The 12,338-nt window shown below is 59.0% G+C and carries 12 protein-coding genes; 3 read left to right on the top strand and 9 right to left on the bottom strand.

The features are described from left to right. Positions 1 to 156 precede the first annotated feature (156 nt). From BUC36_RS15850 to BUC36_RS15840, 3 genes are all read left to right on the top strand, one after another. Positions 157 to 738, top strand: coding sequence for a lipid-binding SYLF domain-containing protein (locus BUC36_RS15850; RefSeq protein ID WP_073276992.1), 582 nt, complete (start codon positions 157 to 159; stop codon positions 736 to 738). A gap of 387 nt (positions 739 to 1,125) precedes the next feature. Continuing rightward, positions 1,126 to 2,247 carry a M14 family metallopeptidase gene (locus BUC36_RS15845; RefSeq protein WP_073276990.1) on the top strand — a complete coding sequence of 374 codons (1,122 nt, stop codon included), beginning with the start codon at positions 1,126 to 1,128 and terminating at the stop codon, positions 2,245 to 2,247. A 158-nt stretch (positions 2,248 to 2,405) separates the two neighbouring features. Next, complete coding sequence (locus BUC36_RS15840) at positions 2,406 to 4,199, top strand: M28 family metallopeptidase (RefSeq protein ID WP_073276988.1); 1,794 nt, start codon at positions 2,406 to 2,408, stop codon at positions 4,197 to 4,199. 41 nt (positions 4,200 to 4,240) lie between these two features. On the opposite strand, the gene BUC36_RS15835 is transcribed toward BUC36_RS15840, so the two are convergent. The 9 genes from BUC36_RS15835 to BUC36_RS15795 all read right to left on the bottom strand — a co-directional run bounded on the left by BUC36_RS15835 (position 4,241) and on the right by BUC36_RS15795 (position 12,165). Next, positions 4,241 to 4,711 carry a VOC family protein gene (locus tag BUC36_RS15835; protein WP_073276986.1) on the bottom strand — a complete coding sequence of 157 codons (471 nt, stop codon included), beginning with the start codon at positions 4,709 to 4,711 and terminating at the stop codon, positions 4,241 to 4,243. 93 nt (positions 4,712 to 4,804) lie between these two features. Continuing rightward, positions 4,805 to 5,272 carry a phosphate-starvation-inducible PsiE family protein gene (locus tag BUC36_RS15830; protein WP_200797301.1) on the bottom strand — a complete coding sequence of 156 codons (468 nt, stop codon included), beginning with the start codon at positions 5,270 to 5,272 and terminating at the stop codon, positions 4,805 to 4,807. Between the two features lie 95 nt (positions 5,273 to 5,367). Then, positions 5,368 to 5,727: a DUF1428 domain-containing protein gene (locus BUC36_RS15825; protein ID WP_073276984.1), complete on the bottom strand. Its 360-nt coding sequence runs from the start codon at positions 5,725 to 5,727 to the stop codon at positions 5,368 to 5,370. 30 nt (positions 5,728 to 5,757) lie between these two features. After that, positions 5,758 to 6,162 carry a YciI family protein gene (locus BUC36_RS15820; RefSeq protein WP_073276981.1) on the bottom strand — a complete coding sequence of 135 codons (405 nt, stop codon included), beginning with the start codon at positions 6,160 to 6,162 and terminating at the stop codon, positions 5,758 to 5,760. Between the two features lie 273 nt (positions 6,163 to 6,435). Further along, on the bottom strand, positions 6,436 to 8,073 hold the full coding sequence (locus BUC36_RS15815) for an AMP-binding protein (protein ID WP_073276979.1): 1,638 nt from the start codon (positions 8,071 to 8,073) through the stop codon (positions 6,436 to 6,438). Between the two features lie 169 nt (positions 8,074 to 8,242). Next, positions 8,243 to 8,563: an SCP2 sterol-binding domain-containing protein gene (locus BUC36_RS15810; RefSeq protein ID WP_159436030.1), complete on the bottom strand. Its 321-nt coding sequence runs from the start codon at positions 8,561 to 8,563 to the stop codon at positions 8,243 to 8,245. Between the two features lie 108 nt (positions 8,564 to 8,671). After that, positions 8,672 to 10,465: an acyl-CoA dehydrogenase C-terminal domain-containing protein gene (locus BUC36_RS15805; RefSeq protein WP_073276975.1), complete on the bottom strand. Its 1,794-nt coding sequence runs from the start codon at positions 10,463 to 10,465 to the stop codon at positions 8,672 to 8,674. Positions 10,466 to 10,890: 425 nt separating this feature from the next. Beyond that, entirely contained in the window at positions 10,891 to 11,961 is a 1,071-nt protein-coding gene (locus BUC36_RS15800; RefSeq protein ID WP_073276973.1) for an AraC family transcriptional regulator, read from the bottom strand. Next, entirely contained in the window at positions 11,962 to 12,165 is a 204-nt protein-coding gene (locus BUC36_RS15795; protein WP_073276970.1) for a hypothetical protein, read from the bottom strand. Positions 12,166 to 12,338 lie beyond the last annotated feature (173 nt).

Raw genomic sequence — 12,338 nt, 5'->3', positions numbered from 1 at the left:
CGGCTAGCTTACCCAATCCGCGCCCGCACTGAAAGTGGCGCCCCATAACACGACTGTGGCAGAAGTCGCAAAGCCGGCATCTGGCACTCGAGCCCCCGGCGGCGCTCTGATTTAATGAATGCCTGTTCTACGGCCACCAATTACCGGGGAATCACCATGTCGAACACCAACCTGCGTCTGCCCATCATCAGTGCCCTGCTTCTCGCTGTTGTCGTCGCCACTGGCTGCGCCGCACCCGGCCAGACCCGCCACGACCAGCGCCAGCACATCGACCAGACCGAGAGCCGGGTCCTCAACCAGCTGTACCAGCTGCAACCGGACCTGCGCAAGGACCTGGCCAGGGCGCCGGGTTACGCGGTGTTCAGCAACGTCAACGTCAATTTGCTGCTCGCCAGCGCCTCGACGGGCTATGGCGTTGCAGTCAACAACCGCTCCCGCGAACGCACCTACATGAAAATGGGCGAGCTGGGCGTCGGCCTGGGACTCGGCGTCAAGGACTTCCGCGCCCTCTTTTTGTTTGATTCGCCGGAAGTAATGCAACGCTTCGTTGAGCACGGCTGGTCCTTCGGTGGCCACGCAGATGCCGCCGCCAAGGCCCAGGACAAGGGCGCGGCGATCGGCGCCGAAGTTGTCGCCGATGGCATGCGGGTCTATCAGCTAACCGAAAGCGGTATTGCACTCCAGGCCACCCTCAAGGGGACCAAGTTCTGGAAAGATCCGGACCTGAATATGGACTGACCGAACCGATCAAAACTTAACCAAAAGGACGCCAAACTGGGCGCTTTGCCAACATAGCTGCCACAACGGCGCCTAAACTTTGATCAGCACCGGTTGCGGGTCGTAAGGGAGATGTACGCAATTTCTGACAGTGTGGAATGACGCACTTGTGATCAGACCGGGCAGTGAGCAGTCGCCAGAGGTCCGACACCGGAAATTCCAGGGAGCAGTAGTCGCAACGGGTGCCGCCAGGGAACGGCAAAGGCACGGTATCGGAAACGGTACCGTGCTTTTTTATTGCCCCCATTCGTATCCAGCCGAAAAAATCGCGCCAGCCATCTCCGGCTAGACTGAAAAATCCTCCCTTCCCCTGTATCCTGCGCGCAACAAACTGACTGGAGCCCTTTCATGTATATCACCAGCGCTTTTGACAGCGGCAACATCGAAGTCATCAACGCCGACAGCAGCCCGGTGGAGCTGGCGATCCGCCAGGACAACAACTCCGACTTTTACCAGTGGTTCCATTTCCGCCTCGAGGGTGAAGTGGGCGAAAGCTACCCGTTGCGAATCGTCAATGCCGGCAAGGCCGCCTACCCGGAAGGCTGGGAAAACTACCGCGTATGCGCCTCGTACGATCGCCAGAACTGGTTCCGCATCGGCGCCAATTATGACGGCCAGACACTCGACTTCACCGTGGAGCTGGACCAACCGAGCGTTTACCTGGCGTATTTCGCGCCGTTTTCCTGGGACCGCCACCTGGACATGCTCGCCTGGGCCCAGAGCAACGACCGCGTGCACTTGGAATCGCTCGGCAAAACACTCGACGGCCGCGACATGACCCTGCTGACGGTGGGCGATGCAGAGGCGGCAAAACACCGCGCGTGGATGATTGCTCGCCAGCACCCGGGGGAGACCATGGCGGAGTGGTTCGTAGAGGGCTTCCTGGAGACACTGCTGGACGACGCCAACCCCGCGGCGCAGAGCCTGCTCGCCGATACCGTCTTCTACATAGTGCCGAACATGAACCCCGATGGCGGCGTGCGCGGCCACCTGCGCACCAACGCGGCCGGCGCCAACCTCAACCGCGAGTGGCTGAATCCGAGCATGGAACGAAGCCCCGAGGTCTACCTGGTGCGGGAGAAAATGCTGGAGGTGGGCGGGGACATCTTCCTGGACATCCACGGTGACGAGGCCCTGCCCTACAACTTTGTCGCCGCCTGTGAGGGGGTTCCCGGTTACGACGAGCGCCACGCCAGGCTGGAAGAGACTTTCAAGCGCGCCTTCGAGGCCGTCAGCCCCGACTTCCAGACCGAGCGCGGCTACGACCTGGACAAGCCCGGTGAGGCCAATATGACAGTCGGCACCAACTGGTGCGGCCACCAGTTCCGCACCCTGGCGCTGACGCTGGAAATGCCATTCAAGGACAACGACAACCTGCCGGATCCGATCGAGGGCTGGTCCCCGGCGCGCTGCCAGCAGCTGGCACGGGATATCCTCTTCCCGATTCGCGAGACGCTGAAAACCCTGTAAGCCTGACTGCCGCAGGAGTCACCCGAGGGAGGCTCCTGCGCGCCCCGCCAAAAATTAATTTCCTGCGCAAGGGCGGATATTCAGCACAGAATATCTCGGTTCCCGGCGCGCTTTTTGTTACCTTACTTCGCTCAGAATAAGACTCACAGGAAAAATCTATGCGAATTCCTACCCTCTGGCGCCGCCTGGGTCTGGCCGTCGCTATAGGCGGTGCCCTGACCGCCTGCGGCAAAGACACTTCCGCGCCCGCGCAACAAGCTTCCGAAACCGCCACTGCGCAGAGCGAACAGCAGACGCAGAGCCAAGAGACGGCCGCTGCCGCAAAGCCGCAGCTCAGTGAAGCGGAGCAGGCGCAGGTCGAAGCCATGGCGGCAGACCTGCACAAGCACATCGAAGTACTGGCTTCCGACAAGTTCGAAGGCCGCGCGCCCGCCAGCAAAGGTGAAGAGCTGACCGTCAACTACCTGGCCGACCAGTTCAAGGCCCTGGGCCTGGAACCGGGTACCGTCGATGCCGACGGCAATCCCAGCTGGTTCCAGCAGGTACCGGTCGTGGAAATGCAGATCGAATCCATCCCGCTGGAAATCAAGGGTGCCGACAATGGAAGCGGTTTCGACAAGAAGCTGCAGCCGCTCACCGATATGGTGGCATTTACCCAGCGCCAGACCGATTCCTCCGCACTGAAAGATAGCGAGCTGGTGTTCGTTGGCTACGGTATCGTCGCGCCGGAAAACGACTGGAACGATTACGCCGGCCTGGATATGAGCGGTAAAACCGCCGTGATCCTGGTCAACGACCCCGGTTACGCCACCCAGGACAAGGCGCTGTTCAATGGCAACGCCATGACCTACTACGGCCGCTGGAGCTACAAGTTTGAAGAAGCCGCCCGCCAGGGTGCCGCCGGCGCAATCATCATTCACGAGACCGGTGCCGCCGGCTATCCGTGGGAAGTGGTTAGCGGCAGCTGGTCCGGCGCCCAGATCAGCCTGGCCGCGGACAACAAAAACGCCGACCGCGTCGCCGTTGAGGCCTGGATGACCGGCGATGCCGCCGCAGAGGTCTTCAAAGCTGCCGGCCTGGATCTGAGCGAGGAAATGGAAGCGGCCAAGACCCGCGGCTTCAAACCGAAAGCCCTGGGACTGAATGCCAGCGTGGAGCTGAAAAACGAAGTGCGCACTTCCAACTCCCGCAACGTGGTCGCCAAGCTGCCCGGCAAGACCCATCCCGATGAGGCGATTATCTACACCGCCCACTGGGACCACCTCGGCATCAACGAAAATGCCGAAGGCGAAGACCATATCTTCAACGGTGCCGTCGATAATGCCACCGGTACAGCCGGCCTGCTGGCGATGGCCAAGCAAGTCGCCGAAATGCCGGAGCGCCCGGACCGTTCACTGGTGTTTGTTGCCGTTACGGCAGAGGAATCCGGCCTGCTCGGCTCCAAGTACTACGCCGAGAATCCGGTAGTACCGCTGGAGAAGACCGTGGCCGGCATCAACTTCGACGCCATGGGCGTGCTGGGCCCGATGCGCGATGTCATCGTCGTCGGCTACGGTAACAGTGAACTGGAAAAAATGCTGGAAAAGGCCGCCGAGCAACAGGGCCGCTACCTGGCACCTGAAGATCACCCGGAGCGCGGCTACTTCTACCGCTCGGATCACTTCAGCCTGGCCAAGAAAGGCGTACCGATGCTCTACTTCGATTCCGGCACCGACAGTTTCGAACACGGCCGAGAGTGGGCGCAGCAGAAAAGCGAGGAGTACACCGCACACGCCTACCACAAGCCGGACGACGAATACGATCCGGAGTGGAACCTGGAGGGTGCGGCCATGGATCTGCAGCTGGGCATCGAACTGGGTCTGCAGCTCGCCAACAGCCGCGACTGGCCCAACTGGTATGAAGGCAACGAGTTCCGCGCAATTCGCGACGCCAGCGCCGAGACCAGAAAATAACTTCATCGCAATAACAGGAGCGGCCAGCGGCCGCTCCTGTATCAGGAAGCGTAAGCCTCTTCGATTGCCGCGATATCGATTTTTTTCATCTTCAGCATCGCCTGCATCACATTGCCGGCCTTGACCGTATCCGCGTCGAACAGCCTTTCTCCCAGCGCTTGCGGAATTATCTGCCAGGACACCCCGAACCTGTCCGTCAGCCAGCCACAGGGTAACTCCTCGCCCTCCTCGGTAAGCTTGCCCCACAGCCGATCTACTTCCCGCTGATCCTCACAACTGACAAACAGCGAAATCGCCGGCGTAAATTGAAACTGCGGCCCGCCATTGATCGCAACAAAATTCTGTCCTTCCAGTTGGAAGTCCACCGCCATTACCGCCCCCTCGGGCGCGGGGCCACCCTTGGGCGCACGGCGAACGCCAAGCACTTTGGAGTCCGGGAATACACCGGTATAGAACTCCACCGCCGCTTCGGCACAACCATCGAACCACAGAAACGGAGTAATCTTTTGCATGAGCAACGCTTTTCCTCCTGAACTGAGCCGCGAAGCCAACTGTAAGCACCTGCTCCTACGTCCTAGCGTCCTAGCGTCCTAGCGGTAAGGTGATCACTTTTCTCTCTTGGCGACTAACCAGTAAGTCACACCGAGTGCCAATACCACGGTGCCGATGGAAAAAATGTATTTCGGACCGATGTCATCCAGATCCATAACGATCACTTTCCGGGCAATCGCCATCAGTGCCGTAGCCACCACCAACTGGATCGGGATAACGTTGGAACCCAGATACAAGCGAACGTTAATAAAAATCTCGATCGCGATCAGTACCAACATAAAGGCGCCAAACACATCGAACAGGTCGTTGGCGTCGAGCAGCAATACCGGTGCTGCACTGAGGCGCTGGTACAACACCAGTATGACATCCAGCACACCCCAGACGATGACCAGCGCCATCAGCACCGCCAACACGCGCACCGAGTTGCGAATAATCTGGTGCAAAACCCGAATCAGTGGATCTTCGTGCTCCTTCGGCAACTCATTGTGAATCAGTCCGTGTCGCTCTTCACCGTCCGCCATCGATGCCAGTTTCCCTGTGCAATATTCAGCTTATATAGCGCAAAGTCGGCGTTACTTCTTGCGCGCGAAACCAGCAGCTGTATTCACTGTACGATTTAGAACCGCACTATTTCACTAAAGCCCCCCCAGAACAGGCGCTTGGCATCGAATGGCAAATCCTCCGGTTTCAGGTTGGCCATGCGCGGATCCTTCATCGCCTTCTCATTTACGCTGTCACGGTGTTCGCGCGATTCGTAAACAATCCACGAAAAAATCACCGTTTCGCCTTCCTGTAACTTAACGGCCTGGGGAAAGGACGTGACTTCTCCGGCTTTCACGTCCTCGGCAACACACTCAACGTATTCAAGCGCACCGTGCTCTTTCCACACGGCGCCGGCGGCTTGGGCCAGCTGCAGGTAAGCATCGAGATTGGCTTTCGGCACCGGAAGTACAAACCCATCTACATAGCGCGTCATATGGCGCCTCCTTTGGTCGGGTTGACGGGATCAGGACTGCATGGCCTTGAATTCGGCGGCGGCTTCCTGCACATCTTCGGGGAAATCTTCGAATTCCTGCACCTGGCGCAGCTCGATGATTTCATTTTCGGAGGCGGGGCAGCGCTTGGCCCACTCGATCGCCTCCTCCTTGGAGCCCACCTGAATCATCCAGAAACCGCCCAGGACTTCGTTGGTTTCCACAAAGGGTCCGTCGGTAACCGTCGCCTGCCCACCCTCGAACGATACCCGCGCTCCCATGGCAAGAGGGTGTAACCCCTCCAGGCTCACCAGCACCCCGGCTTCCTGCAGTTCGGCGTTATAGCGCATCATCGCCTCAACCGCGGCGGCCTCCGGCATAGTACCCGGCTCTGCCTTTTCGTAACCCCTGGGAATCATCAACATCATAAAACGCATATTCGCTCTCCTTTGGCCATCGCCAACCATTATTGAATGCCTACCGAAGGTACTCGGTTGTGTTTCACAGTAGTCGAGCGGAGCGCAGCGGTTTCGACAACGACAAAAGTTTTTTCAGAGTTTTTTTGGCGCACGTTTCATCGTCCAGCGAAACCCTGGCCTGAAAGCGAAGGGGAAAAAACAAGCATTGGAACCGATCCTGGGGACGACTAACGGGCAAAAAAAAGCCCCACTGGAGACAGCAGGGCTCTTCTTGCCGGGGGCGATTGCGTATCAGGCGCTGACAGCCGCCTCGATTTTCTTCAGCTCCTCGTCGCGCAGCTCGCGACGCAGAATCTTGCCCACGTTTGTCTTCGGCAGATCTTCGCGGAATTCCACCTGCTTCGGCACCTTGTACGCCGTCATGTTTTCGCGGCAGTAGGCCACCACTTCCTCGACAGTCAACGACGGATCGGCCTTCACGACAAACAGTTTCACCTGCTCGCCGCTCTTCTCATCCGGAATACCAATGGCCGCCGCTTCGGCAACCTTGTCGTGGGCGCTGATCACGTCTTCGATTTCATTGGGGTAAACATTGAAACCGGACACGATAATCATGTCTTTCTTGCGATCCACGATCTTGATATAGCCGTCATCCTGGATCACTGCCATATCACCGGTGCGCAGCCAGCCCTCACTATCCAGGGTTTCGGCGGTGGCTTCCGGACGCTGCCAGTAGCCCTTCATCACCTGCGGACCGCGCACGCACAGTTCGCCCGGAGAGTTGTTAGGCAGATCGTTGCCGTTCTCATCGATTACCTTCACTTCGGTATTCGGCACCGGCACGCCGACGGTACCCAGCTGCACGGCATCCGCCGGGTTGAAAGAGACGACCGGAGAAGTCTCCGTCATCCCGTAACCCTCGGTGACCACACAGCCGGTCACTTCCTCCCAGCGCTTGGCGGTGTCGCGCGTCAGCGCCATACCGCCGGAGGCCGTGGTATGCAGCTTGCTGAAGTCCAGCTCGGCAAATTCAGGATTGCGCATCAGGCCGTTGAACAGGGTATTCAGGCCGGCGAAGCCCGTGAAGCGCACACCCTTCAGGGTTTTCACGAAGGCCGGGATATCGCGCGGGTTCGGAATCAGCAGCGAATGGCTGCCGATGGCGAAAAGGCACATACAGTGAATGGTAAAGGCGTAGATGTGGTAAAGCGGCAGCGGCGCCACATAGAGCTCCTCACCTTCCTTCATCGAGTCGCCCAAGGCCTCGCGCACTTGCTCCATGTTGGCAACCAGGTTGCGGTTGGTGAGCATCGCGCCCTTGGCCACACCGGTGGTACCGCCGGTGTACTGCAGCACGGCGACATCTTCCGGTGCCCGCTGTACGTCGGTATGCGGCTGCCTGGCGCCCAGGGACATGGCGTCGCGGAAATTGACCTGATTGGCAAAGGCGAATTCCGGCACCATCTTCTTGATGTATTTGGCGACACTGTTGATCAGCACGCGCTTGAGGGGGCTGTGCAGGTCGGCGATCTCGCTGACGATCACTTTCTCCACGCCGGTCTCGGCCACAACCGCAGAGGCGGTATCGGCGATGTTGGCCAGTACCACCAGCGCCTTGGCACCGGAATCGTTCAGTTGGTGCTTGAGCTCACGGCGTGTGTACAGCGGATTGGTGTTGACGACCACCAGGCCGGCACGCAGAGCGCCAAATACGACCACCGGGTATTGCAGCACGTTGGGCAGCTGGACAGCGATGCGATCTCCCGGCTCCAGGTCGGTGTGATTCTGTAGATAGGACGCAAAGCGGGCACTGAGCCTGTCGATGTCTGCGATGGAAAGCGTCTGCCCCAAGCAGGTAAAGGCCGGCCTGTCACCGAACTTGGCGCAGGCGTTTGTGAATACGTCGAGTATGCTGCGGTCGATGTCCAACTGTCTTCTCCCAATCCTAATTGTTGTTGTCTTTTGCCCACATCTTCCGTTCTTATAGACGAAATCTCCCAACGGGTGGAGACAGCGGACATATATTTATTGTTTGTAGTGTTTTCGCGGGGACGGAAGGGATGGAATTCCGCGGCCATCCTCTATCGTTACCGCCCCGTCAGCATTCTGCGGGAAAAAGGTCTGCCAACGCGGCAGCCAGATCCCTATCTCCGGAATAAAGGATATCCCCCAGTAGAAAGGCGTGGCGTGCACTTAAACGGCCGTCCAATATAGCACTCAATGTGCTGTTTGCCATTTCCAATATCAGCGCCGGGTTTTCCGCATGCCCGAACTGTGACACGACTTCGCCGCCATCGGCCTGTTGCGTCAAATATACGTAAAAATCACTGGCGTCCGGCAGCCGGAACTGTACCCGAGCGAGTGGGTGCAAACAAGCCAAGCGCTGCAGGCGAGCGAGTATCTGATCCGGCAACTGCATGGGGAAACTCTCCTCAAAAAACCTCAGGCGATGCCGCCGAGATGACTCAAAAGGCACCGCCATAAAAAAACCGCCGGTGTGGCCGGCGGTTTTTCATTGGCTCTGAAATCAGAATGCGAAGTGCTCCGCATCCAGTTCCATGAGGTTGGCCGCACCGCTCAGCATCGCCGCAGCGTGGCTGGCAGTGCGCGGCAGGATACGGTCGAAGTAGAAGCGCGCGGTAGCCAGTTTCGCACGGTAGAAGTCCGCCTCGCCGGTGCCCGCTGCCAATTTGTCGTTGGCAATCTTGGCCGCGCGGGCCCAGAGGTAGCCCTGTACGGCGTAACCGGAGAACATCAGGTAATCAACGGAGGCCGCACCGACTTCTTCCGGGTTCTCCATCGCCTTACCGCCAACATGCAGCGTCAGGTCACCCCACTGCTTGTTCAGCTCCTGCAGTTTGGTGACAAACGGGGCCAGCGCTTCGTTGTCGATTTCCGCCTGGCAGAACTTGTGCATTACCTTGGTGAACTTGCGCAGCAGCTCGCCCTGGCTCATCAGCACCTTGCGGCCCAGCAGGTCCAGCGCCTGGACGCCGGTGGTGCCTTCGTAGATGGTGGAGATACGCGCGTCGCGCACGTTCTGCTCCATGCCCCACTCGGCGATATAACCGTGGCCGCCGAAACACTGCATGCCCAGGTTGGCAGACTCCAAACCGGTCTCGGTCAGGAACGCCTTGGCGATCGGCGTCAGGAATGCCAGCAGGTCGTCGGCATCCTTCTTGTCTTCTTCGCTGCCCTTTTGCAGGCGATCTACCTGTTGCGCACACAGCAGGATCAGCATGCGGCCGCCCTCGGCAAAGGCCTTCTGGGTCAACAGCATGCGGCGCACGTCCGGATGCACGATGATCGGGTCAGCGGGACCTTCCGGATTTTTCGGGCCGGACAGGGAGCGCATCTGCAGGCGGTCCTTGGCGTAGGCCAGGGACTTCTGGAAGCCCGCTTCCGCGTGCGCCAGGCCCTGCAGCGCCGTACCCAGGCGCGCGGTGTTCATAAAGGTGAACATGCAGTTCAGGCCCTTATTCGGCGGACCGATCAGGAAGCCCTTGGCGCCGTCAAAGTTCAGCACCGCAGTGGCGTTGCCGTGGATACCCATCTTGTGCTCGAGGGAGCCACAGACGACACCGTTGCGCTCACCGGCGGAGCCGTCCGCGTTCGGCAGGAATTTGGGCACGATAAACAGGGAGATGCCCTTGGTGCCGGCCGGGGCATCCGGCAGGCGCGCGAGAACGATATGGACGATATTCTCGGCCATGTCGTGCTCACCGGCGGAGATAAAGATCTTGGTACCGGTAATGGCGTAGGAACCGTCGGCATTCGGCTCGGCCTTGGTGCGCAGTATGCCCAGGTCGGTGCCGCAGTGCGGCTCGGTCAGGCACATGGTGCCGGTCCAGCTACCTTCCACCAGCTTGGTCAGATAGGTCTCTTTCTGCTCGTCGGTACCGTGCGCTTCCAGCGTATTCATTGCACCGTGGGACAGACCCGGGTACATTCCCCAGGACCAGTTGGCGGTACCCACCATTTCACTCATCACGGTACCCAGCGACGGCGGCAGACCCTGGCCACCGTGGGCGGGATCGTGGGCCAGTGACGGCCAGCCGGCTTCGACAAACTGCTGGTAAGCTTCCTTGAAGCCTTCCGGCGTGGTGACTTCGCCGTCATTCCAGGTGCAGCCCTGCTGGTCACCGACCGCATTCAGCGGCGCGAGCACATTTTCACAGAACTTGGCGCCCTCTTCGAGGATGGCGTCTACCAGATCCGGAGTGGCGTCTTCGTAGCCCAGGGACTCGTAGTGCTTGTCCCAGTCCAGCAATTCGCGCATGGCGAAACGCATGTCACGCAATGGAATCTTGATATCGGTCATCCTGCTACCCTCAACTCGCTGTTGTTTGCCGATTGGCCGAAAAATACCGGCCAGTCAGATTTATGACTAGTTTCTACGATTGGTTCATCATAGTAGCAACTCTGCGCCACCCACTATGGCGAAACCCGTCCAAAGCGGTGACAAATAGGGGCAGCGAGAAGGGAAAAGTGACTACCTAGCCCGGATATTGCACCAGGGGCCGCGATGATCGCGCCGAGATCTGTGCGTTCAGTGCATTTTTGCGGCGCACATGCATGCTTATCGCACGTATTAGCCGCAAAAATGTGCTGTACGCACAAAGATCAAGCGAGGGCGCGGCCAGCGGTGCCTGGTAACATTTTGTACCCGAGTGAAACTCCAAAAAAATTTTACAAACAAAGACTTAAGTGGAATCTCAAGCGGCCTGGTGCAATATCCGGGCTAGGTCAGCCGGCCAGGCCCGTCGCCGGCCTGCCGCTCTTGCGATATTCGCCGGGAGTGATTCCGGTCCATTTCTTGAAGGCGCGGAAAAAGGCACTGGACTCGTCAAAACCGAGCATTTCGGCAATCTGCCCATTGGAGAGATCCGGACAGCTGAGGTAGTGAAAGGCGGCCTCCATGCGGCACTCGTCTTTCAGCTTCTGATAAGAGGTCCCCTCCTGTTGCAGCCGCCGGCGCAGGGTGGTCACCGACATATTCAGACGCTCAGCCACCACCTCTGCCGCAGGCATGGACTCGCTGACGTCGCGGTTCAGAATTGTCTTGACCTTGGTCTTGATGCTGTTGGCACTGCCATCGCTGATGACCAGGTGATATGGCGCGGTGCGGATAAAGTCTTCCACCGTTTGCGGATTCTGCACCACCGGATAATCCAGGTAGCGGCTGTCGTATTCGAGCGCATTGACCGGCTGTTCGAATAGCAGCTCGCCGGCCTCGCTCTGAGCGAGAGTGCGGAACTCTTCCGGACACGGAAAGGAAAAATGCAATCGCGCCAGCGGGATCTCGCGCCCCACCAGCCAGCAGTAAAAGCGGTGCCAGACTGCGAGCGTAGTGCGAATCACGCCGGGACTGGTCTCGGCGATCAACTGGTCGAACTCACCCGCGGCCAGCGAGCTGATTCCACGTATGGCCACCCGCTCGCGGCCTTCAGGCGCCGGTTCGAACACCGGCTTCACTTTGAAACCGCGGCAGATCTCCATGAATTCGGCACTGAGGGTAATCGCCTGCCGCACTGTCTCACAATTGATTACCGTCAGGCACAGCAGGCGGAATGATCCCGAGCGCACACGCCCGCCGCTCAACATTCCGAACCACTCGTCCTGAACCTGCCACATGACCCGCTGGTACAGGCGGCCGTACTTGAGCGCCGAAAATGCTGCGGCCCCCTCCAGTTCCCGTTCGTCGATCCCTACCGACGCGAGCAATTCGCTGCGATCACAGCCATGGCGCGTCGCTTCGTCCAGTAATCGCTCGAGATAGGCGATGGGGATGCGGATATCCTGTTCCGGCGCAGACATCTATTTTTTTCGCCTGCGCAACCAGCTCAGCAGTGCTCCAAAACCCAGCGCCGCAGCAATGATAACGACGAGAAAAATCAGCAGTAATACCAGGTAGGACGCCACATTCTCAATGGGCAGGTCCCAGCTCCATATCGCTGCGGCGATAAAGGCGAGACAGGCGAGCACACTGGTTATAAATGAACGGCGACTCTTTTTGGCCATGGGAATCTAACAGCGTCGATTGAAAAAACAGGCAATTGGTTGCCGCCACACAGCGGCATTACCATTGTAGTGTCGGTGTCGTGCACCGACGCGGCGTGGAATCGTGAGGGATACGCGAAGTCCTGTCAACGCCGCGGGAGGTTCAGATGGGCAAAAGAATGCTGCGACGTGAG

Source organism: Microbulbifer donghaiensis, assembly GCF_900129095.1.
Lineage (GTDB): Bacteria > Pseudomonadota > Gammaproteobacteria > Pseudomonadales > Cellvibrionaceae > Microbulbifer > Microbulbifer donghaiensis.
This window is presented reverse-complemented; position numbering and strand designations above follow the sequence as displayed.